Origin of the sequence: Acidovorax sp. FHTAMBA, assembly GCF_038958875.1 — a bacterium.
Taxonomy (GTDB): Bacteria; Pseudomonadota; Gammaproteobacteria; order Burkholderiales; family Burkholderiaceae_C; genus Acidovorax.
This window is the reverse complement of sequence record NZ_CP152407.1, coordinates 3,089,254-3,113,814: the sequence shown is the minus strand read 5'-3', so window position 1 is coordinate 3,113,814 and position 24,561 is coordinate 3,089,254. Positions and strand designations below refer to the sequence as shown.

The 24,561-nt window shown below is 63.0% G+C and carries 22 protein-coding genes; 11 read left to right on the top strand and 11 right to left on the bottom strand.

Annotated features, from left to right (window positions below; all coding sequences use genetic code 11):
- Positions 1–12: 12 nt before the first annotated feature.
- The 6 genes from AAFF19_RS14585 to AAFF19_RS14560 form a co-directional block, all read right to left on the bottom strand.
- On the bottom strand, positions 13–798 hold the full coding sequence (locus AAFF19_RS14585) for a peptidylprolyl isomerase (protein ID WP_008904233.1): 786 nt from the start codon (positions 796–798) through the stop codon (positions 13–15).
- Between the two features lie 66 nt (positions 799–864).
- Positions 865–1,125: a BolA family protein gene (locus AAFF19_RS14580; RefSeq protein ID WP_008904234.1), complete on the bottom strand. Its 261-nt coding sequence runs from the start codon at positions 1,123–1,125 to the stop codon at positions 865–867.
- Between the two features lie 13 nt (positions 1,126–1,138).
- Positions 1,139–1,678, bottom strand: a complete 540-nt coding sequence (locus AAFF19_RS14575; RefSeq protein ID WP_342720459.1) for a septation protein A — start codon at positions 1,676–1,678, stop codon at positions 1,139–1,141.
- Between the two features lie 24 nt (positions 1,679–1,702).
- Entirely contained in the window at positions 1,703–2,116 is a 414-nt protein-coding gene (msrB, locus tag AAFF19_RS14570) for a peptide-methionine (R)-S-oxide reductase MsrB (protein WP_008904236.1), read from the bottom strand.
- Positions 2,113–3,597 carry a YdiU family protein gene (locus AAFF19_RS14565; protein ID WP_342720458.1) on the bottom strand — a complete coding sequence of 495 codons (1,485 nt, stop codon included), beginning with the start codon at positions 3,595–3,597 and terminating at the stop codon, positions 2,113–2,115. The genes msrB and AAFF19_RS14565 overlap by 4 nt, the downstream gene beginning before the upstream one ends.
- A gap of 62 nt (positions 3,598–3,659) precedes the next feature.
- The gene (locus tag AAFF19_RS14560) at positions 3,660–4,709 is read right to left on the bottom strand and encodes an AraC family transcriptional regulator (RefSeq protein WP_342720457.1); all 1,050 of its coding nucleotides are present in this window, start codon (positions 4,707–4,709) and stop codon (positions 3,660–3,662) included.
- A gap of 194 nt (positions 4,710–4,903) precedes the next feature.
- Between AAFF19_RS14560 and AAFF19_RS14555 the strand changes: the two genes are divergently transcribed.
- Positions 4,904–6,610 (top strand): carboxylesterase family protein, encoded by a 1,707-nt coding sequence (locus tag AAFF19_RS14555; protein ID WP_342720456.1) that lies wholly within the window; start codon positions 4,904–4,906, stop codon positions 6,608–6,610.
- A 40-nt stretch (positions 6,611–6,650) separates the two neighbouring features.
- Here AAFF19_RS14555 and AAFF19_RS14550 read toward each other — a convergent pair whose 3' ends face one another.
- The gene (locus AAFF19_RS14550; protein WP_342720455.1) at positions 6,651–7,337 is read right to left on the bottom strand and encodes a Crp/Fnr family transcriptional regulator; all 687 of its coding nucleotides are present in this window, start codon (positions 7,335–7,337) and stop codon (positions 6,651–6,653) included.
- Between the two features lie 215 nt (positions 7,338–7,552).
- On the opposite strand from AAFF19_RS14550, the gene AAFF19_RS14545 reads away from it, so the two are divergent.
- The 9 genes from AAFF19_RS14545 (at position 7,553) to AAFF19_RS14505 (ending at position 19,083) form a co-directional block, all read left to right on the top strand.
- Positions 7,553–9,196 carry a 3-(methylthio)propionyl-CoA ligase gene (locus tag AAFF19_RS14545; protein ID WP_342720454.1) on the top strand — a complete coding sequence of 548 codons (1,644 nt, stop codon included), beginning with the start codon at positions 7,553–7,555 and terminating at the stop codon, positions 9,194–9,196.
- A 187-nt stretch (positions 9,197–9,383) separates the two neighbouring features.
- Positions 9,384–10,616, top strand: a complete 1,233-nt coding sequence (locus tag AAFF19_RS14540; protein ID WP_008904241.1) for a branched-chain amino acid ABC transporter substrate-binding protein — start codon at positions 9,384–9,386, stop codon at positions 10,614–10,616.
- Between the two features lie 68 nt (positions 10,617–10,684).
- A complete protein-coding gene (locus AAFF19_RS14535) occupies positions 10,685–11,638 on the top strand; it encodes a branched-chain amino acid ABC transporter permease (protein ID WP_008904242.1) in 954 nt (317 codons plus the stop codon).
- Between the two features lie 4 nt (positions 11,639–11,642).
- Positions 11,643–12,974 carry a branched-chain amino acid ABC transporter permease gene (locus AAFF19_RS14530; protein ID WP_342720453.1) on the top strand — a complete coding sequence of 444 codons (1,332 nt, stop codon included), beginning with the start codon at positions 11,643–11,645 and terminating at the stop codon, positions 12,972–12,974.
- A 2-nt stretch (positions 12,975–12,976) separates the two neighbouring features.
- Positions 12,977–13,768: an ABC transporter ATP-binding protein gene (locus AAFF19_RS14525; protein WP_182118564.1), complete on the top strand. Its 792-nt coding sequence runs from the start codon at positions 12,977–12,979 to the stop codon at positions 13,766–13,768.
- A 2-nt stretch (positions 13,769–13,770) separates the two neighbouring features.
- A complete protein-coding gene (locus AAFF19_RS14520) occupies positions 13,771–14,466 on the top strand; it encodes an ABC transporter ATP-binding protein (protein ID WP_342720452.1) in 696 nt (231 codons plus the stop codon).
- Positions 14,467–14,793: 327 nt separating this feature from the next.
- A complete protein-coding gene (locus AAFF19_RS14515; RefSeq protein WP_342720451.1) occupies positions 14,794–16,893 on the top strand; it encodes a 3-hydroxyacyl-CoA dehydrogenase NAD-binding domain-containing protein in 2,100 nt (699 codons plus the stop codon).
- A gap of 33 nt (positions 16,894–16,926) precedes the next feature.
- Entirely contained in the window at positions 16,927–18,102 is a 1,176-nt protein-coding gene (locus AAFF19_RS14510; RefSeq protein WP_182118567.1) for an acetyl-CoA C-acyltransferase, read from the top strand.
- A 78-nt stretch (positions 18,103–18,180) separates the two neighbouring features.
- Positions 18,181–19,083 carry a LysR family transcriptional regulator gene (locus AAFF19_RS14505; RefSeq protein WP_182118568.1) on the top strand — a complete coding sequence of 301 codons (903 nt, stop codon included), beginning with the start codon at positions 18,181–18,183 and terminating at the stop codon, positions 19,081–19,083.
- Between the two features lie 56 nt (positions 19,084–19,139).
- Here the strand turns inward: AAFF19_RS14505 and AAFF19_RS14500 are convergent, their stop codons facing one another.
- The 4 genes from AAFF19_RS14500 to AAFF19_RS14485 all read right to left on the bottom strand — a co-directional run bounded on the left by AAFF19_RS14500 (position 19,140) and on the right by AAFF19_RS14485 (position 23,247).
- Positions 19,140–20,339, bottom strand: coding sequence for a hypothetical protein (locus tag AAFF19_RS14500; protein ID WP_342720450.1), 1,200 nt, complete (start codon positions 20,337–20,339; stop codon positions 19,140–19,142).
- A gap of 27 nt (positions 20,340–20,366) precedes the next feature.
- Positions 20,367–22,094 carry a DUF4384 domain-containing protein gene (locus AAFF19_RS14495; RefSeq protein WP_342721860.1) on the bottom strand — a complete coding sequence of 576 codons (1,728 nt, stop codon included), beginning with the start codon at positions 22,092–22,094 and terminating at the stop codon, positions 20,367–20,369.
- Between the two features lie 85 nt (positions 22,095–22,179).
- Positions 22,180–22,614 carry a hypothetical protein gene (locus tag AAFF19_RS14490; RefSeq protein ID WP_008904251.1) on the bottom strand — a complete coding sequence of 145 codons (435 nt, stop codon included), beginning with the start codon at positions 22,612–22,614 and terminating at the stop codon, positions 22,180–22,182.
- Between the two features lie 159 nt (positions 22,615–22,773).
- Positions 22,774–23,247 carry a hypothetical protein gene (locus AAFF19_RS14485; RefSeq protein ID WP_342720449.1) on the bottom strand — a complete coding sequence of 158 codons (474 nt, stop codon included), beginning with the start codon at positions 23,245–23,247 and terminating at the stop codon, positions 22,774–22,776.
- A 540-nt stretch (positions 23,248–23,787) separates the two neighbouring features.
- Between AAFF19_RS14485 and AAFF19_RS14480 the strand changes: the two genes are divergently transcribed.
- A complete protein-coding gene (locus AAFF19_RS14480) occupies positions 23,788–24,537 on the top strand; it encodes a response regulator transcription factor (RefSeq protein ID WP_342721859.1) in 750 nt (249 codons plus the stop codon).
- Positions 24,538–24,561 lie beyond the last annotated feature (24 nt).

Below are 24,561 nucleotides of genomic sequence, written 5' to 3'. Positions count from 1 at the left end.
GCTCTGTGCAGATTACTCGACCTTGGCCTTGGCGCGCAGGTCTTCCTGGAATTTGGCCAGTTTTTGCTGCTGCAATTGCTGGGCCACCTGGGGCTTCACTTCTTCCAGCTTGGGCAGTTCGGCCTGGCGCACATCGTCCAGGCGAATCACGTGCCAGCCAAACTGGCTCTTCACAGGCGCCTCGGTCATCTTGCCCTTTTCGAGCTTGACGAGCGCTTCCGTGAACTCGCTCACGTAGCTGGCGGGATTGGCCCAGTCCAGATCGCCACCCTTGGCGCCGGAGCCCGGGTCCTTGGATTGCTTCTTGGCGATGTCTTCAAACTTGGCGCCCTTCTTGATGGACGCGATGATCGCTTTTGCGTCGGCTTCCTTTTCCACCAGGATGTGGCTGGCCTTGTATTCCTTGCCACTGTTGGCGGCAACGAATTTGTCGTACTCGGCCTGGATTTCGGCATCGGTCACCGGGTTTGTCTTCTGGTAGTCAGCAAACAGCTCGCGGATGAGGATGGTCTGGCGGGCCAGCTCCATTTGCGCCTTGTAATCGGCCGATGCTTCCAGGCCACGCTTTTGCGCTTCCTGCATGAAGATCTCGCGGGCGATGACTTCTTCCTTGATCTGACCTTCGATGTCCGGCGTCACAGGGCGGCCCGAACGCTCCACTTGCTGCTTGAGCGCTTCGACACGTTCCTTGGGAACGGCCTTGCCATTGACGATGGCGACATTCTGGGCGGAAACGGGCAGGGCCAACGTGCCCAGCACGGCAGCGGCCACGAGGCCGGACAGGAGCTGTTTCTTCATGCGAAATCCAAAAAAAGAGGGGTTGTATGCCAGCTGAGATCCGGCAGCTGTGGAGTTGGGGCCGGTTCAGAGAACTTCAATGGCGAGGGCGTGAACGCCTTGGTCAATAAATTCTTGCAGCGCATCATACACAAGGCGGTGCTGCGCGACGCGGGGCTTGCCTGTAAACAAAGGTGACGAAATGCGGACCCGGAAATGGGTGCCAAAACCGGTGCCATTGGCCCCGGCATGGCCTGCGTGGGCGGCGCTTTCGTCAAGCACCTCCAGGGCGGTGGGTGCAAGACGGTCCGCCAGGGTCTGGTGCATTTGCTGGGCGAGGGTGTTCATGTGATGTGGTCCTTCAGGCTGCAGGCTCGTCGCCCTTGATATGGGGCGCCACATAGATGCCCTGGCCCACCAGGAAGACCAGCGGGAAGGCGTAGCCCCAGAGCTTGAAATCGACCCAGGCCTCGGTGCTGAAGTTGACGACCACATAGGCGTTGATGGCCGACATGAACGCGCAATACACGATCCAGGCGACGTTCAGCCGGTGCCACACGCCCTCCGGCAGCGTCAGCTGGCTGCCCAGAAGCATCTTCAGGAAGTTCTTCTTCATGACCCACACGGCCACAGCCAGCGCCAGGGCCATGGCGCCGTACAGCACGGTGGGTTTCCATTTGATGAAGCGGTCGTCCTGCAGCACCAGCGTGAGGGTGCCAAACAGCAGGATCAGCACCAGGGTGACCTTGTGCATGGTCTGCAGACGCCGGTCGATCGCGTAAATGAGGCCCATCTGTACCACGGTGGCCGCCATGAGCACCGCCGTGCCCACATAGATGCCGTAGAACTTGTAGGCCCCGAAGAACAGCAGGATGGGAAAGAAGTCGATCAGGATTTTCATGGGTTCAGGGGCGGGTCTCGGGGCTCAGTCCTTGCCGGACTCGAAATCCAGCGAGGCCGAGTTCATGCAGTAGCGAAGGCCGGTGGGCGCGGGGCCATCGTCAAAGACATGGCCCAGGTGGGCCCCGCATTGTGCACACACCGTCTCGGTGCGGACCATGCCATGGCTGCGGTCCACGATCTCGGTGATGGCACCGGGGATGGCTTCGGAGAAACTGGGCCAGCCGCAGCCGGCGTCAAACTTGGTCACCGAATCGAACAATTTCGCACCGCAGCAAATGCAGTGGTAGCTGCCATCGGCCCAGTGGGCTTCGAATTTGCCGGTGAAAGGGCGTTCGGTGGCGGCGTGGCGTGTCACCTGCAGGGCGGCGGGCTCGGCGCCCTTGTCCTTGAGGATGGCTTGCCATTCGGCATCGGATTTCTGAACGGGGTAGGTCATGATGAGCAGCTGATCTCGATGGAGGAGGCCCAGTCGGGCGGGAAGGCTGCGTAGGCGTCGTGCCCGGGGTGCTCTTCAAAAGGGCGCTCCAGCAGCCGCTGCAGGGTTTGGAGTTCACTGAAATCGCCAAGTTTCGCGGCGCGGATGGCCTGCTCGCCCAGGTGGTTGCGCAATACAAACTTGGGATTGGTATTGAGCATCAAATTGGCCGCCAGCGCTTTACCATCAAGCGCCAACAGCTCTGAATATGATAGCATCCAGTCGTCAAATGCGGAACGGTCGGCGAACAGGTCGCGCACCAGCTCGAAGTCACTTGTCTGCACCGCGTGCGACAGGCGGCGCCAGAAGATGGTGTAGTCCACCCCGTTCTGGGCCAGCAGCACCAGGATGCCGTCGATCAGTTCTGCGTCTTGCTCGCGCGCCTGGGCCAGCCCGAGTTTGCTGCGCATGCGGGCCATGAACGCTTCCGGGAAGACGGTTTTGTAGGACTCCAGGGCAGCTTTTGCCAGCTCCGGGTCGCCGATCAGCGGCAACAAGGCCTGCGCCAGGCAGAACAGGTTCCAGTACGCCACATTGGGCTGGCGGTTGTAGGCATAGCGGCCCTGGTGGTCGCTGTGGTTGCACACATGGCCGGGCATAAAGGCGTCCAGAAACTGGAAAGGGCCGTAGTCGATCGTCAGGCCCAGGATGCTCATGTTGTCGGTGTTCATCACCCCATGGCAAAAGCCCACGGCCTGCCACTGTGCCATCAGGTGTGCGGTGCGTTCGCTCACGGCCTGTAGCAGGGCGGCATACGCGTTGCCGCCGAAGTCGCGGGTGTCCCGGCATTCGGGGTAATAGCGGTTGATAACGTAGTCGGCCAGGGTCTTGAGCTGTGCTTGCAGGTCGTTGGCTGCAAAGTGCTCGAAATGGCCAAAACGCACAAAGCTGGGGGCCACCCGCGTCACTACGGATGCCGTCTCCACCTCTTCGCGGCGCACGGGTGCGGGCGAACCGGTGATGCACAGTGCGCGCGATGTCGGAATGCCCAGGCCATGCATGGCCTCGCTGCACAAAAATTCACGGATGCTGGAGCGCAGCACAGCGCGCCCGTCGCCCATGCGGGAGTAGGGGGTGCGGCCAGCGCCCTTGAGCTGGATTTCGAGGCCCGCAGCGGTCTCGCCCAGCAAGATGGCGCGGCCGTCACCCAGTTGGCCGGCCCACACGCCGAACTGGTGGCCGCTGTAGACGCTGGCCAGGGGCCGAGAGCCTGCAAGCAGCGTATTGCCGGTGAAGGCTTGCAGGGCTTCGTCCCGCTGCAGCCAGTCAGCGTCCAGGCCGATCAGCTGTGCAACGGCAGTGCTGGTGCCCACCCAGTGGGGGGCGGGCAGCGGAGTGGGGCGCAGTTCGGTGAAAAAGTCCGGTCCCAGGGCGGCAAATCCGTGCTTCCAGGCCAGGCCGATATCGGCGATGGGGGTCACGCTTTCGGCGGGCAGGTTCATGGGTGGATTGTCTCGCACCCCGGATGCCCCGGCGCTTGCAGGGCCTTGGACCACGGCCCGGCCTATGCGGCCTGGGTAGAGCCTTGGCCTTCGGCCTCAGGGTACAGCACCTGCGCGCGGTACTGGCCCGGCGGGAGGCCAAACCAGCGCTTGCAGGCCCGAAACAGGTTGCTCTGGTCGGCAAAGCCCAGCAGGTCGGCCACCTCGGCCAGGCTTCGGCGCTCGTCGCAGAGGTACTGGCGTGCCAGTTCACAGCGGGTGTCGTCCAGCAGCTGCTGGTAGCTGACGGATTCGGCCTGCAGGCGCCGCTGCAGCGTGCGGTCCGTCAGGTGCAGGCGCGCGGCCACGTCTTCGCGGCGGGGCTCGCCCCGGTGCAGGACGCGGGCTACCTCGGTGCGCACGCGCGTGCTGGTGAGAGACTGGCCCAGGTGGTCCAGTTCGGTCTCTACCAGCCGCTCGTGCAGGGCCCACAGACTGGGGTTGTGGGTGGGTATGTCGGCCAACAGATCAGCCTCGGCCAGCAGAAACCGGTTGGTTGCCTGCCCAAAGCGGGGCAGCATGCCAAACGCTACGTGGTAGGGCGACTCGTTGGTGGCTGCGGGCTGCGGCGTGATCAGCTCCACCGCCAGAGGCCGAAGCTCGCGGCGCGTGAGCCAGCAACACAGCGTGAACAGCGTTAGCAGCGCGTATTCGACACGCTGGCGCGGAATGGGGCGGGTGGCACCGATGTGCGCGATGGATATCCAGTAGCCGCGCACATCGCGCTCCAGCGCGAAGGTGGTGCAGTCCGAAATCACCGCCATGTGGCGTATGAGGTGCTGAAAACCCACCAACAGGTTGGGGCCGGACGCCAGCGCGTAGCCCACCACATCCACATTGCCGTAGCGCGCCGTGAGCTGCGGGCACAGCCCCAGCGCCACCTTGCCCGAACGTGCCACCGCCAGCTCCCATAGGCGGCTGATCTTGTCCACGTCCACACGGGTTTGTGGCAGTTGCAGTGATGCCAGATCGATGCCCGCTTCGGCGCATAACTCGGCAGCAGGCAAGCCTTCGGCGGCCATCATGTCGGTGATGCCGCGCACCCAGGCGGCAGAGCTTGTGCGGGGAGTCATGGAGTGGCGAATGGGAGAAATGGCGGATCAGGGTTTACGCGCGGTGGTGGCCTGAAGTCAGTGTTTTGGCAAAGTTGCGATAGTAGTCAAACGCCACCCGGTTCCCACAATCGCCTCCGAGGTTGTGCCCTGCCCGTAGTGTGACTGCAGACAGAGGCCCGACCCATTCCTGAAAACCCCCAAGGAGACAAGACATGGTCGATTCGCGCTGGCGTTTGCAATGGTTGGGAGCGGTGTTTTCGGCCGCAGCAATGGTGGGCTGCGGCGGTGGTTCCGGCTCTGCGCCCGAGGTGCGCGAGACGGTGTACGGCACCTTGCGCGGCGTGGACGACAGTGCGGTGACTGGCACCTACGCATGGAAAGGTGTTCCGTTTGCCAAGCCACCCGTGGGCGAGCTGCGCTGGCAACCGCCCGCAGCCCCGGCCGCCTGGTCCGGAGAGCGTGACGCCACGCGTTTTGGCAGTGCCTGCCTGCAAATGGGCCGCATCTACGGCCCCGGTGCCAACAACCGGTTTGACAACACGATTGGCGAGACCCTGGGCACGCCGGTAGGCAGCGAAGACTGCCTGACCCTCAATATCTGGCGCCCAGCCACCTCGCAAGACAAGCTGCCTGTGCTGCTGTTCCTGCATGGCGGTAGTGCCATCTCGGGCTATACGGCCGATCCCGTCTACGACGGCGCTGCGCTGGCACGGTCTGCCAACGCCGTCGTGGTCACGGCCAACTACCGGCTCGACGTTCTGGGCTACTTCCAGATGCCGCCACTGCACACCGGCACGCAGCCCTATACCGGCAACTACGCGCTGCTCGACAACGTGCAGGCACTTCGCTTCATCCAGAACAACATTGCCAGCTTTGGCGGCAATGCTGGCAATGTCACGCTGATGGGGCAGTCCGCAGGCGCCATCAACGCGCTGGCGCTGCTGGTCGCGCCCCAGGCTGCGGGGTTGTTCCACAAGCTCTTACCGGTCAGTGGCGGAATCTCGCTGGCGACGAACCTGCCGCCCGGTTCGATTCCCACGCTCAACCCGGCCTCCCGGTACACCGCGCAGGCGGGCATGCTGCTGGCGCATCTGGCGCTGGCCGATGGCCTGGCGCCTGCGCTTGCCGATGCACAGGCGCTCGTTGCGGGATGGACCCCCGCGCAGGTAGCCAGCTACCTGCGTGGCAAGGACGCGCGGGTAGTGCTGCAGACGGTGCTCAAGAACGGTCTCACGGGCTCGGGCCCCATCCCTGATGGCGTGGTGGTGCCCGCAGACCCGATCGCAGAAATAGGCGCTGGCCGCTTCCACAAGGTGCCCGTGCTGTCTGGCTACACGGGCGAGGAGGGCAAGCTTTTTGCGCCTTTCCTGGCGCTGCTGGGCGGCAAGCCGGGCATGAAGATCTCCGACGCCGAGCGCTTTGTGATGATGCAGAACTTCAACCCCGATGGCCCCACCATACTCACGGCCGGCGACATCCTGGATGCCTCTTACCTGCCGGTCACGGCGCCCGGCACGGGCTACAACGCGCGCACCCGGCTGCTGGGCAGTGTGTTCATCGATCCGAGCCGCGACAACCTGCTCAATACCCTTCGCAGTCAGCAATCCACGGTATGGAGCTACCAGTTCAACTGGGCCCAGCAACCGGCGCCCTGGAACGATGTGCACGGCGCGGCGCATGCGTTTGACCTGCCGTTCCTGTTCGGCAACTTTGGGCCTTCGGTCTTTGCCAAGGCCACCAACAGCACGGCCAATCAGCCTGGCCGACTGGCGCTGTCGCGCGCGATGATGGACAGCCTGCGGGCGTTCGTCCACACGGGCAACCCGAACAACGCAACGGTCAACCAAAACTGGACGCCATGGCCCAGTCAGCTCGTGTTCGACGCCGACCAGAAGGCCGTGCGCCTGAGCGTGCAGTGAGAGGGATGAGGGTGAACGTGCTTGTGCACTCTGCTGTGTGTCAGCGTGCCGCCGTGGCGGCGAGGTGCGCGTTCAGCGCTTCGTCGTCCACGATGGCCACGCGGCCGAAGTCCAGCGACACGATGCCCCTGCTTTCCAGCACGCGCAGCACCTTGTTCACCGTCTGGCGTGACAGGCCCACGAGCTGGCCGAGTTCCTCCTGCGTGAGGTTCAGCCGCCGCGTGCTGCGCCAGAACAGGCGGCTCAGGTACAGCGCCACACGGTGCTCGGGGGATTGCGTGCGCCCGGCCTCGATGATCGTCATGGCCTGGCCCAGCCGCATGTTCAGGTGCTGCACCAGAAACTGGTTGAAGCCCAGGCTGGTCTCGCGCAGCGTGGCAAACAGGGGCAGCGGCAGGCACAGCAGCGTGGTGGGGCGCAGCGCGATCACGTGGTATCGACGCGGCTCTGGTTTCATGGCCGAGCCCTCGCCAAACCATTCGCCATCAGGTACGCCGATGAACGCTGAGGCGCGGCCCTGGCTGGCAGGGCTTTGCAGCATCACCAGGCCCGAGAGCACTGCGTGCCAGCCTTGCACGGCGCTGCCTGCCGGCAGCATGACCGAGCCCTTGTCGGCGTGCTGTGTGGACACCTCGCTGCGCAGCCTCTCCTGCAGGGCCACGGAAACCCCTGCAAACCAGGGCTGGGCTTCGATGAAACGCAGTGGGGGCGGGGCGGGGCTGAGCATGGGCGTGATTGTCGCTCCTGGGCTTGGTACGTTCAGGGTATTCCCTTGCCCTTTGTCAACGGGACGACAGGTGTTGGCAGCCAAGCCGCACACGCGCACACTGAACCCTGTCATGGGCGCAGATGCGGTAGGGCCGCGTGTCCCGGGAGACACCACGGAACGGCACACAGCGCTACGATGACTGTTCCATCCACTACAACATTCAAGGAGCACCCATGCTGGGCCTGATGCAGAGCCAACCGTTGCTGATTTCGTCGCTGATCGAGTTCGCAGAGCGCCACCATGGCGACGCTGAAATCGTTTCCCGACGTGTCGAGGGCGACATCCATCGCTACACGTACCGCGATCTGGGGGCGCGTGCTCGGCGGCTGGCCAATGCCCTGGACGAGCTCAAGCTGCAGTTCAGTGACCGTGTGGCCACACTGGCCTGGAACGGCTACCGCCACATGGAGATGTACTTTGGCGTGAGCGGGTCGGGCCGGGTGCTGCACACCGTGAACCCGCGCCTGCACCCGGACCAGATCGCATGGATCATGAACCATGCTGAAGACCAGGTGCTGTGTTTTGACATGACGTTCCTGCCCCTGGTGCAGGCCGTACATTCCCGGTGCCCCACGGTGAAGAAGTGGGTCGCTCTGTGCGATGCCGACAAGCTGCCTGCGGATTCCGGCATCCCTGGCCTCACGAGCTACGAAGCCTGGATCGGCGCGCAGTCGCCGGACTACGCCTGGCCCGATTTCGACGAGAACTCTGCATCCAGCATGTGCTACACCAGCGGCACCACGGGCAACCCCAAGGCCGCGCTGTACAGCCACCGCTCCACCACGCTGCATGCTTACGCCGCCGCACTGCCTGACGTGATGTGCCTTTCAGCCCGCGACGCCGTGCTGCCCGTGGTGCCCATGTTTCACGTCAACGCCTGGGGCATCCCATACTCCGCCGCGCTCACGGGCTGCAAGCTGGTGTTCCCCGGCCCGGCGATGGACGGCAAATCCATCTACGAACTGATCGAATCCGAGAAGGTCACCTACGCCGCTGGCGTGCCCACCGTGTGGCAGATGATGCTGGGGCACATGAAGCCGGCGGGCCTGAAGTTCTCCACGCTGCGCCGTACCGTCATCGGTGGCTCGGCCTGCCCGCCCGCCATGATCCACGCCTTCAAGGAAGACTACGGCGTGGAGGTTCTGCATGCGTGGGGCATGACCGAGATGAGCCCGCTGGGAACGCTGTGCACCCTGAAGAACAAGCATCTGGCCATGTCCAAGGACGATCAGATGAAGATCCTGCAAAAGCAGGGGCGCGCCATCTATGGCGTGGACATGAAGATTGTGGGTGGTGACGGCAACGAGCTGCCCTGGGACGGCAAGACCTATGGCGACCTGCTCGTCAGGGGGCCGTGGATTGTGGACAGCTATTTCAAGGGCGAGGGCGGCAATCCGCTCGTCAAGGATGCGCAGGGCCGTGGCTGGTTCCCCACGGGCGATGTGGCCACGATTGACGCCGACGGTTTCATGCAGATCACCGACCGCAGCAAGGACGTGATCAAGTCCGGCGGCGAATGGATCAGCTCCATCGATATCGAAAACATTGCCATGGCGCATCCTTCCATTGCAATGGCCGCCTGCGTCGGCATGCCCCACCCAAAGTGGGATGAGCGCCCGATTGTTGCGGTGGTCAAGCGCCCCGGTACGGAAGTCACGCGCGACGAACTGCTGGCGTTTTACGAGGGCAAAACCGCCAAGTGGCAGTTCCCCGATGACGTGGTGTTTGTGGAAGCCATTCCGCTGGGGGCGACCGGCAAGATGCTCAAGACCAAACTGCGCGAGCAGCTCAAGGGCTACAAGCTTCCGGGCTTGTGATCACGGTGGAGCACAGCAGGTGATGGATTGCATTTCACGGCCGTTTCTGTGCTCTGCCCCAGGCTGGGGCGCGCTCGGGGGAGCGTGGGTCCAGTCACGTGTGCGACGCTGCTAGGGGCAATCCCTGAGCATCGCTTTGTTGCAACGCGGTACGCTGCGTTGTGTCGATTTACAAGGAGACAAGACCATGAAGTTCGCTATTAAGGCTGTAGCAGCCTCGCTAATCCTGGCAAGCGCTGGCGGTGCATTCGCTCAAAAGGGCGAGACCGTCAAGATTGCCTGGCTCGATCCGCTTTCAGGCCTGATGGCTGCGGTTGGAACCAACCAGCTCAAGAGTTTCCAGTTCCTCGCTGAAGAGTTCAATAAAAAGAACGCTGCGGGTGTCAAATTTGAAATCATCGGCATCGACAACAAGCTGAGCCCTCAGGAGACCACCAGTGCCCTGCGCTCGGCGATGGACCAGGGCGCGCGTTATGTGGTGCAGGGCAACGGCTCCGGCCCTGCGCTCGCCATCATGGATGCGCTGGAAAAGCACAACGCGCGCAATCCCGGCAAGGAAGTCCTGTTCCTGAACTACGCCGCCGTCGACCCGGATCTCACCAACAGCAAGTGCAGCTACTGGCACTTCCGTCTGGACGCGGACACCTCCATGAAGATGGAAGCGCTGACGACCTACATGAAGGACGTGCCCGAGGTCAAGAAGGTCTATCTGATCAATCAGAACTACGCGCACGGCCACCAGGTGTCCAAGTACGCCAAGGAAATGCTGCAGCGCAAGCGCCCCGACGTGCAGATCGTGGGTGACGACCTCTCGCCCTTGGCTCAGGTGCGCGACTTCTCGCCCTATATCGCCAAAATCAAGCAGTCAGGCGCTGACACCGTCATCACCGGTAACTGGGGCTCAGACTTGGCCCTGTTGATCAAGGCGGCCAACGATGCGGGTCTGAACAATGTCAATTTCTACACGTATTACGGCGCTGTAACAGGCAGCCCCACTGCGATGGGCGCGACTGCTGCAGGTCGCGTGTACATGGTGTCCTACGCCCACTCCAACATGGGGGGCGAATACAGCCGGCTCGTCTCAGAGTACAAGAAGAAGTTCAACGATGACTTCTACACCGGAGCTGTTTATCACGCGTACGCAATGCTCTCCGAGGCCTTTGTAAAAGCCAAGTCCACGGATCCCGTCAAAGTGGCCGCTGCGATGGAGGGCATGAAGTTCAAGAGCTACAACGGCGAGGTCGAAATGCGCAAGACCGATCACCAGTTGCAGCAGGGCCTGTACATCTCGAAGTGGTCCAAGGTTGACGCCAAGCACCCGCTCGACGCTGAGAACACGGGTCACACCTTCGTGCCCGTGAAGTATTACGAGCCCTATGTGGCCAGCACGCCCACGTCGTGCCAGATGAAGCGCCCGTAACTTCGGTCAGAGAGCTTCCAGGCCCGATCGAATCGGGCCTTTTTTTCACCTAGTAATGAAAAATTCCAATGAATCCTGAGTTTTTCGTGATCTCTATGCTGAACGGCGTGAGCTACGGGCTCCTGCTGTTCATGCTGAGCTCGGGTCTCACGCTGATTTTCAGCATGATGGGCGTGCTCAATTTTGCACACACCAGCTTTTACATGCTGGGTGCCTATTTCGCGTTCACCATCTCCGGGGTGGTGGGCTTCTGGCCTGCGCTCGTGCTGGCACCCCTGGCGGTGTTTGCGCTCGGGGCGGCGTTTGAGCGCTACTGTTTGCGCCGGGTGCACAAGTTCGGCCATGTGCCCGAGCTGCTGGTGACCTTCGGCCTGTCTTACCTTATCCTGGAAGTGGTGCAGCTGGTGTGGGGGCGCTCCACGGTGCCCTATGGCCTGCCCGAGCAACTGCAGGGCCCGCTGTTCTCGCTGTACGGAACGCAGTTTCCCAGGTCGCGCTCGTTTGTGATGCTCGTGGCGCTGGTGATGCTGGTGTCGGTGTGGCTGCTTCTCACCCGTACACGCATTGGCCTGGTGATTCAGGCTGCACTCAAGTACCCCGAGATGGTCGAGGCGCTGGGGCACAACGTGCCACGGGTCTTCATGCTGGTGTTTGGTGGTGGCGCTGCGCTGGCGGGCCTGGCAGGTGTGATCGGTGGCAACACCTATGTCACGGAACCCGCGATGGCGGCCTCGGTGGGGTCCATCATCTTCGTGGTGGTGGTGGTCGGCGGCATGGGCTCGCTGGCAGGTGCGTTCCTCGCATCGCTGCTCATCGGCCTGGTGCAGACCTTTGCGGTTGCGCTGGACTATTCGCTGATCCACGTCTTTCAGGCCGTGGGTGTGGCGGTGACCGAGCAGACCTTCGGCTACCCCTTGCTCAAGCTCACGATTTCCCAGGTCGCACCGATATTGCCGTACCTGTTCCTCGTGCTGATCCTGATCTTCCGCCCCAAGGGCCTTTTGGGCAAGCGGGAGGACTGATGCCATGAATTCCACTACGACATCCAACTCCGCTGCTTCAACAGCCACTTCGCACTACCGGTTCAAGCCCTTCAATGTGGGGCGGTTTGTCATCTGGACATTGTTTGCGGTCATGCTGATCGTTGCGCCCATGCTGTTTCGCAGCAGCCTGGCGTTGACCATGCTTTCCCAGATTGGCTATCTCATCATCATCTGCCTGTCTTACAACATCCTGCTGGGGCAGGGCGGGATGCTGAGTTTCGGGCATGCGGTGTACACAGGCCTGGGCTCTTTCATCGCGATCCATGCGATGAACATGGCGACCAAAGGCACGGTCCACATTCCTCTGGTGCTCATTCCGCTGGTGGGCGGACTTGCCGGGGCCTTTTTCGCCATCATCCTCGGCTTCGTCACGACCAAGAAATCAGGCACCACGTTTGCCATGATCACGCTGGGTATCGGGGAACTGGTGGCCTCCATGGCACTGATGTTCCCTGAGTTCTTTGGTGGGGAAGGTGGCATCACCACCGACCGTGTGTACGGCAAGCCCTTCTTCGGCATCAGCTTTGGTCCCGCGATTCAGGTTTACTACCTGATCGCCGCCTATTGCTTCGTCTGCACCGCAGCGATGTTTGCGTTCACCGGAACGCCGCTGGGCCGCATCCTGAACGCAGTGCGCGACAACCCGGAGCGCGTGGAGTTCATCGGGTACAACACGCAGCGGGTGCGCTACTTCGCCTTCATCATTGCGGGCTTTTTTGCTGGCATTGGCGGTGGTCTGGCCACGATCAACTTCGAAATCATTACCGGTGCAGACAGTCTGAGCGTCATCCGTTCGGGCGGCTATCTGCTGTTCACCTTCCTTGGTGGGGCCACGTTCTTCTTTGGTCCCATCATCGGCGCAGTGCTGCTGGTGCTGGCCTCCGTACTGCTGTCAGAGCTTTCCATGGCCTGGTTGCTGTACCTGGGGCTCGTGTTCCTGTTCATGGTGATGTATGCCCCCGGCGGCATTGCCAGCCTGATCATGATGAACCTGCGCCTGGCCAAATACGGCAAGCTGCGCCCGCTGTGGAGCTCGTACCTGGCGCTTGGCGGCACTGCGCTGGTGGGCGTGATGGGTGCAGCCTGCATGATCGAGATGACCTATCACCTGCAGCTCAATGCAGCCCTCGGAGCTGAGTTGAAGTTCATGGGTGCCACGCTCAATGCAACAAGCTTCACGAGCTGGTTCGGATCCATCTTTGTGATGGTGACGGGGTTCGGGCTCTTTGAACTGTGCCGCCGGCAGTTTGTGCGCCAGTGGAGCACGATCCAGGAAGAAATTGAACATGAAATCAAGCGTGGGGAGGCGCTGTAAACATGGCGGCTGACAACGCAACCAACGCCTATGCACTGGAACTGCGCGACCTGCGCAAGAGCTTTGGCAAGACAGAAATCATTCGCGGCGCCAACCTCGCGGTGGCACCGGGCGAACGGGTGGCCATCATCGGGCCCAACGGAGCCGGCAAGTCCACGCTGTTCAACCTGATCAGCGGCCGTTTTGCGCCCACCAGTGGCGACGTGATCCTGAACGGGCAGCGCATCAACGGCTTGCCTCCATATGAGATCAACCGCAAGGGCCTGTCGCGAAGCTTCCAGATCACCAACATCTTTCCGAAGCTGTCGGTGTTCGAGAACCTTCGCTGCGGCGTGCTCTGGAGCATGGGCTACAAGTACACGTTTTTGCGGTTTCTCTCCAACCTGCATGATGCCAATGAGCGCGCCAAAGAGCTCATGGAGATGATCAAGCTGGACAAGAAGCGCGACACCCTGGCGATGAACCTCACCTATGCAGAGCAGCGCGCCCTGGAAATCGGCATCACCATCGCAGGCGGCGCCAACGTGATCCTGCTCGATGAGCCCACGGCCGGGATGAGCAAGACCGAAACTACGCGGTTCATTCACCTTATCAAGGAGGTGACCGAAGGGCGCACCCTGCTCACCGTGGAGCATGACATGGGCGTGGTGTTCGGCCTGGCCGACAAGATTGCGGTGGTGGTGTATGGCGAAGTCATCGCCTTCGACACCCCGGAAAAGGTACGCGCCAACGCGCGCGTCCAGGAGGCCTACCTCGGATCCGCTGTGGCAGATGAGCAGGCGGGAGGACACTAGACATGCTGCATATTGAGAATCTCCACGCGTACTACGGGAAAAGCCATGTGCTGCATGGCGTGAATTTCGACATCCAGCCGGGTGAAATCGTGGCCTTGCTCGGCCGAAACGGGTCCGGTCGTTCCACCACCGCCAAGGCCATCATGGGCCTGGTGGACTGGGAGGGCACCGTGCAGTGGAAGGGTACCGATCTCAAGGGCAAGAAAGCCTATGAAATCGCGCACCTGGGGATCGGCTATGTGCCGGAAAGCCGAGACGTGTTTCCCAACCTCACGGTGCACCAAAACCTGTTGCTGGGGCAAAAGGGCAGCGGCAAAAACAGCCGCTGGTCGTTTGATGACATGTATGAGCTGTTCCCCCGCCTCAAGGAGCGCCAGCACACCGAAGCCGGTGTGATGTCGGGTGGCGAACAGCAGATGCTGACCCTGTGTCGCACGCTCATGGGCGATCCGGACCTCATCATCATCGACGAGCCCACCGAGGGTCTTGCACCCAAGATCGTCGAGCTGGTGGGCGATTATCTGCAGACCATCAAGGCGCGCGGCATATCGGTGTTGCTTATTGAGCAGAAGCTCACCATTGCCATGAAGATCTCGGACCGCGCGCTGGTGATGGGGCATGGCGCCATCGTGTTCCAGGGCACGCCAGACAGCCTGCGCGCCGACAACTACATCCGCAAGGAGTGGCTGGAGGTTTGAAGCCCCCCTGAGTCGCCTGCGGCGCCTTCCCCCAGGGGGACGCCCCCAGCGGGGCGGGGCGGCCCTTGCGCGGGGGCGCTGGCTTGGGGTGCGCGCCAGTTTTTATGGCCGTTGCACCAGGGCGCCGGCTCGTAAGAATTGCCGCTCGCTGCGACTTGCACGAGCCGGGACTTCCGGCAGCGTTTTTTGCCTGCACAGGCCGCGTAATGCGGGTATGTCCAAACCTCTTGTCCCGCCCGGGACAAATTGACACGCCAAACGGGGTTGAAGTCTCTACAATAAAAACGCACGATCGTTCTTTTTCACTTACCAAGGAACAACAGCACCATGACCGCTGAATACAAAGTCCACGGCTCCGTTGCCGTGATCACCCTGGCCAACCCTCCCGTCAACGGACTTGGGTTGTCGACCCGCCAGGGCATCGTCGAAGGCCTTGGCCGTGCCAATGCCGATGCGGCGGTCACGTCCATCGTGATCACCGGTGCCGGTGGTGCGTTCTCTGGCGGCGCCGACATCAAGGAGTTCGGCACCGACAAGTCGCTGCAGGAGCCCAACCTGCTGTCGGTGATTGCCGCCATCGAAAATTCGGCCAAGCCCGTTGTGGCCGCCATGCACAGCGTCGCCATGGGCGGCGGGCTGGAGCTGGCCCTGGGTTGCCACTACCGCATTGCGGCGCCTGGCTGCTCGATTGCACTGCCTGAAGTCAAGCTGGGCCTGATCCCCGGCGCGGGCGGCACGCAGCGCCTGCCCCGCGTGATTGGTGTCGAAGCCGCGCTCAACCTCATCGTGAGCGGCGAGCCCGTCAAGAGCGAAATGATCGGCGCCGTGCCCGGCCAGAAGCTGTTCGACAAGATGGCTGCGTCGGCCGAATCGCTGGCCGCTGAAGCCCTGGCATTCGCGCAGAGCGTGGCCGATGCCCGCCCGCTGCCCCTGGTGCGCAACTTCCCCTGCAAGCACCCCGAAGGCGATGCGTACTTCCAGTTCGCGCGCAATATGGTCAAGGGCATGGCCAAGAACTTCCCAGCGCCCGCCAAGTGCGTGGACGCGGTCGAAGCCGCCACGAAGAAGAAGTTTGCCGAAGGCATGCTGGTCGAGCGTGAAGTTTTCATCAACCTGATGTGGACTCCCGAGTCGCGCGCATTGCGCCACCTGTTCATGGCCGAGCGTGCGGCGAGCAAGATCCCTGATGTGGCCTCCGACACCCCCAAGCGCGACATCAAGCTGGTGGGCGTGATTGGCGCGGGCACCATGGGTGGCGGCATTTCCATGAACTTCCTGAACGCCGGCATCCCCGTCAAGATCCTGGAAATGAAGCAGGAAGCCCTGGACCGTGGCGTGGCCACGATCAAGAAGAACTACGAAGCCCAGGTCAAGAAGGGCAAGCTCAAGCAAGATAAGTACGACCAGCGCATGGCCCTGCTGAGCACCACGCTGAGCTACGACGATCTCAAGGACTGCGACCTCATCATCGAAGCCGTGTTCGAAGAGATGGGCGTCAAGGAAGCCGTGTTCAAGCAGCTGGATGCTGTGGCCAAGCCTGGCGCCATCCTGGCCTCCAACACTTCCACGCTCGACGTGGACAAGATCGCGGCGTTTACCAAGCGTCCGCAGGACGTGGTGGGCATGCACTTCTTCAGCCCTGCCAACGTGATGAAGCTGCTGGAAGTGGTGCGTGGCAAGGAGACCGCCAAGGACGTGCTGGCCACCGTGATGGCCATTGGCAAGAAAATCAAGAAGACCTCGGTGGTCTCGGGCGTGTGCGATGGCTTCATCGGCAACCGCATGATCGAGCAGTACAGCCGCCAGGCGGGTTTCCTGCTGGACGAAGGCTGCACGCCCCAGCAGGTGGACAAGGCCATCGAGAAGTTCGGCTTTGCCATGGGCCCGTTCCGCATGGGCGACCTGGCGGGCAACGACATTGGCTGGGCCATCCGCAAGCGCCGCGCCGTAGAGCGCGCTGACATGAAGTACAGCCGCACGGCCGACAAGCTGTGCGAACTGGGCCGCTTCGGCCAGAAGACCGGCGCAGGCTGGTACGACTACCAGGCCGGCAAGCGTGACGCGATCCCGAGCGAGCTGGTCAACAAGATGATTGAAGACCACCGCAAGGAGCTGGGCATCACGCCGCGCAAGATTTCGGACGAAGAAATCGTGCAGCGCCTGGTGTACGCCCTGGTCAATGAAGGCGCGCACATCCTGGAAGACGGCATTGCCAGCAAGTCCGGCGACATCGACATGGTGTACCTGACCGGCTACGGCTTCCCCATCCACCGTGGCGGCCCCATGCACTACGCGAGCGAGGTGGGTCTGTTCAACGTGGTGCAGGCCATGGACCGCTTTGCCAAGAACCCGCTGGATGACGCAGCGTTCTGGAAGCCCGCTCCGCTGCTGGCCAAGCTGGCCGCCGAAGGCAAGGCCTTCCAGTAAGCGCGCACCTTCTTACCGAACAAAGGATTTCACATGACCTCCGCAGTGATTGTTTCCACCGCCCGCACACCGCTCGCCAAGAGCTGGAAGGGTTCGTTCAACATGACGCATGGCGCCACCCTGGGCGGCCATGCCGTACAGCACGCCGTGCAGCGCGCGGGTATTGATGCCGCCGACGTGGACGACGTCATCATGGGTTGTGCCAACCCCGAGGGCGCCACGGGCATGAATATCGCCCGCCAGATTGCGCTGAAGGCCGGCCTGCCCATCACCGCCTCGGGCATGACGGTGAACCGCTTTTGCTCCTCGGGCCTGCAGACCATTGCCCTGGCAGCACAGCGGGTGATCGCTGGCGAAGCCGATGTATTCGTGGCTGGTGGCGTTGAAAGCATCTCCTGCGTGCAGCAGGAGATGAACCTGCACATGATCCAGGACCTGGCCTTGGCCAAGCAAAAGCCCGAGATCTACTGGAGCATGCTGCAGACTGCCGAGCAGGTGGCCAAGCGCTACAACATCGGCCGCGATGTCATGGACGAGTACGGCGCAGCCAGCCAGCAAAAGGCTTGTGCGGCGCAGGCGGCAGGCCTGTTCGATGCCGAAATCGCGCCCATTACGGTGACGGCCGGTGTGGCCGACAAAACGCTGGGCCTGATCACGAAGCAGGTCACCGTGAGCAAGGATGAAGGCACGCGTGAAGGAACGACGGTAGAAGCCATCAGCGGCCTGCGCTCGGCGCTGCCTGGTGGCCTGATCTCGGCCGGCAATGCCAGCCAGTTCTCTGACGGCGCGGGTGCCTGCGTGGTGACCAGCGAAGAGTACGCCAGCAAGAAGGGCCTCAAGCCCCTGGGCCGTTTCCTCGGCTTTGCGGTGGCCGGTTGCGAGCCCGACGAAATGGGCATCGGCCCCGTGTTTGCCGTGCCCAAGGTGCTCAAGAAGCTGGGCCTCACGGTGCAGGACATCGACCTGTGGGAGCTGAACGAAGCTTTTGCGGTGCAGGTGCTGTACTGCCGCGACAAGCTGGGCATTCCGGCCGACCGCCTGAACGTGAACGGCGGCGCCATTGCCCTGGGCCACCCCTACGGGGTCTCGGGCCAGCGCCTCACGGGCCACGCACTCATTGAAGGCAAGCGCCGTGGCGCCAAGAAGGTGTGCGTGACGATGTGCATCGGCGGTGGCATGGGCGCAGCGGGTATTTTCGAGGTGTTTTGATCTGCCAGCAGGCTGGAGCCCGGTGGGGGTTGGGATTCAGGTATACCCATGACCTGATGACATCAACCGGAAGCAACCATGGACTGGGACAACCTGCGCTACTTTCTGGAGTTGGCCCGCGCTGGCACCCTGGTGGGTGCTGCGCGGCGGCTTGCTGTAGACCACACCACCGTGGCGCGCCGCCTTCAGGCGCTTGAAAAACAGGTGGGCTCCGCCCTGTTTGCCCGCGAGGCGGGCGGCCACCGGTTGACCGAAGCGGGCAGGGCGTTGCTGCCCCAGGTCGAGGCCATGGAGACGGCCTTTCTGGCGGTGGAAAGCGCCGCTCCGGGCGTGCGTCAAGGGCTGCACGGTCTCGTGCGCATTGGCACCACCGAGGGGTTTGGCAATCTCATCCTGGCGCCGCAGCTGGCGCGTTTCGCACTGGACCACCCCGGGCTGGTGGTGGACCTGCTGGCCTTGCCTCGCCTGGTGCACCTGTCGCGGCGCGAGGCCGACATCGTGATTTCGCTGGAGCGTCCTGCGCGGGGCGCCGTGGTGGTGGTCAAGCTCACCGACTATGTGCTGCAGCTGTACGGTGCGCGCAGCTACCTGCAGCGCCACCCGCCCATCCATGCCCCGGACGATCTGCGCGGCCACACCTTCATCAGCTATGTGGACGACCTGCTGTTCAGCAAAGAGCTGCAGATACTGGACGAACTGCACCGCCCGGAACATTTCGCCCTGCGCAGCACCAGCATCCTGGCCCAGTACGAAGCCGCGCGGGTGGGCGCGGGCCTGGCGGTGCTGCCGGCGTTTGTGGCGGCGCAGGACACGTCCCTGGTGCCCGTGCTGCCGGGCGTGGCGCGGTTTCAACGGACGTTCTGGATGTCCATGCCCGGGGACAACAAGCACGTGGCACGCATGCAGGCCACCTGGGCGTTTTTGCGCGAGGCAGTCGCGGCGCAGCAGGGGCTGTTGCTTCCAGCACCGGGTGCTATTTAAATAATAGCTGCTCGCGCTTTATGGGTAAGCGCTGGAGTCATTTTTTGCTTGATTTTTTAACGCCGCGGTAGCGCTTCGGGTGTGCGCCACTGCAATGGCACCAGCGCGTACAGGGGGCTGGGGTCGCGCTGCCAGCCGTGGGGCGCAAAGGATTTGGCTGCGCCGGGCGTGATGCTGCTGCCCATCGGGATGTTGGCCAGTTGCTGCATCCACGCGATATCGATGGCGCCCCCTTGCAGCGGTCTCGAAAAAATCAGCTCCAGCATCTTGCGCGCCTGGGGGTCGCCGCCGCTGGCGGCGATCTGGTACAGGCGCACGGCTTCGGTGTAGTTGGCGGGCACGCCATCGCCCTGGTGGTAGCGCTGCGCCTGGGCAAACCAGTCGGCCGGGCTGTAGCGGGCAGGCCGGGTCCGGCCTGCCGGGCCACTGCGAATGCGGCTGGCCAGCAGCCCCGCATTGGCGGCCGCGGCTTCGGACCTCTCTGCCACCGACTGGAATTGCCCAAGTGCTTTGTCCAGCTCGCCTTTGGCCAGCCACTCCAGCCCGAGCTCGTTGCCCGCCTGGGCATTGCCTGCGCGCGCGGCGTCTGCCAGCAGCTTTTGCAGATGCTGGCCAGCGGCAACACCCTGGCTGGGCGCGGCGTCTGGCCGCGCAGATGCTGCTGTGGGGTCTGCCAGCGGGGCCAGTGCCTTGGCGGCATGCCATTCGAGGTACTTGGCGAGACCCGGGTCGGTGCGACTGACCAACGCAATCCAGTGCATGGCCGTGGAAGGGTTGGGTGCGGACACGCAGCCGCTGATCTGGCACCAGGCAAGGCCCGCCGGGGCCAGCGGGTGGCCCAGCATCTGTGCGCGCTCAAACCAGTGCTGGGCTTGTGGCGGGTCTGCGGGCATGGCCAGCCCATGCAGCGACAGCAGGCCCAGCAACCATGCTGCGTCGGCGGGCGCCAGGTCGGCCGACGTTCGCGGTGCGGCACCTGGCCCGGTGCGCGGTTTGCGCGAAGGGGCGGCCTCGCGCTGTGCGGCGCTGCGTAATTTCTGCAACATCTGCTCCTGGAGCGGGTTGTCGGGCCCCTGGGCCCGGGGGGAAGCCGCGTTCACCGTGGAGCGCTCGATGTCCGAATCTCCGGGCGTTGGGAGCGCGCGCACCGATGCCTGCGCCGGCGTGGCAGCGGCCGCGAGCAGCAGCCACGCAGCGCCCCAGGCCTGTGCCAGGGCGGTGAGTACAAGGGCTGTCCGGTAATTGACTGGCGACATGGTGGGTGCCGGTTGAACCGCCATGCATCACTTGCGTGGAGCGGGCTGGGCCGGTGCAACCGGCATCACCCGGCGCGGGACGACCTGCCAGTACACCGCGTTGCCGGTGTACCCCTCGCTGCCCCAGGCCGCTGCAAAGGCCAGGTTCAAGCCTTCGAGCGTGCGGTAGTTTTTGAGCGGTTTGAGTGGCGGGCCGCGCAGGTCTTCGGGCAGGCGGGCCATGCTGTCCTCGTCGGTGGCAAAGCAGGCCACGCCTTCGGTGCCAGGGCTGGCCGCATCCATGATGAAACCGGGATTCGGGCTCATCCAGTCGGGAATGCGTATGGCCTGATTGGCAGACACCCAGCCTGTGCTGTTGGCCTGGTTGGGCAGCAGACGGATGATGGTTCCGGTGGCGTCGGCCAGGTAGCACTGCAGGTAGGAAGTCCGCGACACCGTGGCCGACAGGAAGACCTGCTCACCCACCTCAAAGGCGGTGCGCTCCAGCAAAACGTTCTCGATCTGCAGGTTGATCGTGCGCGCAGGCGCCGCAGCACCGTACCGGGGCGCATCAGGATCGTTGCTGACCCCATCCACCCCCGTCGTCCCTGGCGTTGCCGGGCTGGCGGCAGCGGACTGCACGGGCTGCGCATGCGTGGCGGCCCAGCCGATGCGGGTCAAGGTGCCTTCTGCAGAAAGCCCGACAAAATGGCGCAGGGCGCGTTCGTAGGTGGGAAAGTCCACCACGCCGGTGACCACCATGCCGTTGTCGGCCTGGAAGCGTGCAAGTGCCTTGCGCAGCGCCGGGTCGTTGTCTGGCAGGGGGGATGTGAACGGTGCCAGATAGCCCCGGCTCACCAGGGAGCGCGTGATGAGCTGGGTGCGTACGGCAGGGGTGCCTTCGTCGAACCAGTCGCGCAGCTGGCGCTGAAAGTCGGGATGGTTCTGCTCCAGCGTCAGGCACTGCCAGTAGGGCACACGGGCCCACTTGCCAATGAGCTCGATGGTGGCCAGGTCCACCAGGGTACGCACCGCACCGCCCGAGCCCTGCGTGTAGTCGCGCCCTACATTGAACTGCACGCCGTAGGTGCCAATGCGCCCTGCCAGGTCGATGCCCTGGCCGCCGTTGCCGATGATGACTTCGTTGGCCGAATCCAGGCCGGGGATCAGCGTGCGGGTGCGAAAGTCGCCCAGGTGCATCTCCAGCCCGATGATGGTGGCGTTGCGGCTCTGGCTGTAGCCCATGTCGATGCGGGGGCCCGAGAGCCCCGTATCAAACCGGTTGTTGATCACGTTCTGGTCAACGAACGAGATCGCGCCCGACAGGTACAGCGCCGGGCGCTGCAGCTGCATCTGGTTGTTGTTGAGCAGGATGGTGGTGAGGTTCTGCACCGTGTCCTGGCGTGCGATATCGACCTCATAGTCCACAAAGCGGAAGGCATTGCTCAGGCGCGACATCTGCGACAGCGCCGTGATGATCATGTCCTTGGTGGCCACAGTCACGCGGGTCGAGTAGTCGGGAATCTGCTTGCTGGTGATCAGGGTGGTGGGCAACTGGGCCTCACGCAGCATGTGGTCCATGCACATCAGCGAATCGGAGAAGCTCGAAATCGACCGGGTAGGGCGCACCACAGGCCGGTCGGTGATGGACGCGAGGCTTTGAAACTCCTGGTCCTTGCGCGGGTCGCGCGGGGTGGCGCAACCGGCCATCAGCAAAGCCGCCACCATCAGCAGCAGCACCCACAGTGCAGGCCGCTTCAGCGGGCCGGCTGCCATGTGGTGGCCGCAAGGGCTGGGCGGGCTCAGGGTTGTGGGGGCCATGTTGTGTCTCCGTGCGGCGAGGGTGGCGCTGGCAATGTGGTTACCTGCAGATGTTCACGAGGTCACCGCGCAAGACCACGACCTGGGGGCCCTGGTTCGGGCCATACCGGCCCGTGCCGGCAGTGCCGCCCGATACCGTATTGCTGCCAACTTCCTGTACGCAGGTTTTCTGCATGCCCTCGGCGGTGGCGGTGGTGACCACATCGTTGTTGGTCAGCACACCGCTGGTGTCGTCAGAGAACGCCTTGGCTTCATACCGCGCAATGCGGGCGCGAAGCCAGGACGGCATGGCGTTGTTGTTGTCAAGCCCTGTGGACGGCGCTGCAGCACCCATGGGCAGCATCTGGACCGAGAGTTTCTTGGTGAGGACGACGGGGTCTTCGCCCGGTGCCTGCGACCATGCGGGAGCGGCCCACCACAGTGAGAGGCCTGTGGCCAGAACCGGCGCCCACCGTGCAAAGCGTTGTGTGTTCATGGAACACCTCCTGAAATTAAAGCGGGGCACATGGGGCTGCCAGTGACAGCCGCACACCCGTGCCCCTTCGCCAACACGTCCCGGCGGTAGTCCTACGCCGGGAACCTGGCCGTTGCCGGCCTGTGCGCTGCCACCGCGGCGGCAGCGTTCACTGTGGCATCAGAAGGGCCAGCCGACGGTCTTGGTGGGCTGGCAGGTGAAGCAGGCGTTGTTGGTGGCGATGTTCTGCACAGCCTTGCTGTTGCTGCCGCTGGACAGGTTGTTGACCGATGCCCCCACCATGGCCGTGTACTGGCTGGAGTTGCCGACGATAGTGACCTCACCCACGTTGGACGACAGGTTTTGGCTGGCGTAGGCATCGCTGCCGCTGGCGGTGTTGGTCACGTTGCCGCCGGAGCCCGTCACCGACTGTGTCGAGTTGCCGCTGATGGAAACATTGCCGGTGTTGGACCCCAGGTTCTGGAACGCTTCACTCTTCGAACCCGTCGAGTTGTTGTTGACCGACACAGAGGTCAAGGAAACCGACTGCGTGGAGTTGCCGGTAATGGTGATGTCAGGGCTGGAAGCTACGGGACCGGTGGCCATTGCGGCGGAGGCGATGACGCTGAGCGTGATGAAAGCAAGGGTTTTCATGGCAGATCCTTCAATGGTGGAACTTCGACACTGTCTGCAACCGCAGAAAAACCTGTGGTGCAGTGCTGTTGGACGGTGCCGCCGGGCCTTGCCACTTGCGTGGACGGCGGCCGTTTGGCGCTGTCGGGTTGCAGTGTGTTCCCGGATGTGTTTGCCGCGAATACGCTGTGAGGGCTACCTCAATCACAGCAACGCGCCGGTGGTAGCCGTGGCGCGCGAGCGTTGTGGTGAAAGGGTTTCCTGGACATTTGCTGCCAGGAAGTCCTGCCTAAACCTTGGTAGTAACAAAATGCTTCTATTGCAACAGTGTCATTTTTAGCGCGACGGAGGTAATTTTTTGTCGCACTGTGTTCGTTAGCGCACAGAGGACAAGCTCACCTCACGGAAAGATGCATGAAAATTTGCATGTGAAAGCGTCCTCTGTGGGCCCCTTTTCTGCGATGTGACGGGTTTCAAGGAGCGATCAACGTGAACAGCAACATGCCTTCCCAGACCGTTGGCACCACCGGTATGCCCCACCGTTCGGAGGCGCTGACTTCCATGGGGTACGACGAATCAGCGTTGCCTTCGGGTCAGTTTGGAACCTTCAGCAATCCCCCGTCTGTGTGGCCTGCATTTCTCACCGGACAGGAGACCAGCCCGGTGCGCGTGCTGCTGGTGGATGACGACCCCCACATCCGCCTGGTGATTGCGCAGGAGCTCATGGCAGACGCCCGCACCCTGTTGGTGGGGCAAGCGGGCAGCGTGCGCGAAGGGCGCCGTGCGATCAAGCAATACGACTTCGATGTGCTGCTGGTGGACCTGAATCTGGGCGACGGCAACGCCTTCGATCTGCTGGAATACCTCAAACCCGCCCGCCCCTCGGCGCAGGCGGTGGTGATATCGGTCATGGAAAACGACGATGAGGTGATCCGCGCCTTCGAGCTCGGCGCTTGTGGCTATGTGGGCAAGAACTCGTGGTTTGGCAACTACGCGCAATCTGTTTTGCAAGTCGCCAACGGCGGTGCCTCCATCACGCCCAACCTTGCGCGCCGGCTGCTCCAGCGGTTTGACCGCACCAACTCCGCAGAAAACAAGCGCAGACAGCCCGATGAGGCAGACCGTTTGTCCGCGCGGGAAAAAGAAATCCTGCGCCTGGTGGCCAGCGGCTACACCAGCGCGGAAGTGGGCTCGCGCCTGCTTATCAGCTGCATGACGGTCAATACCCACCTGCGAAACATCTACCGCAAGCTGCAGGTGCGCACCCGCGCCCAGGCCGTACGCTTTGCCTCGTTGCGGGGGCTCTTCTGAACCCAGGCCTGGCCGTACTGGCCG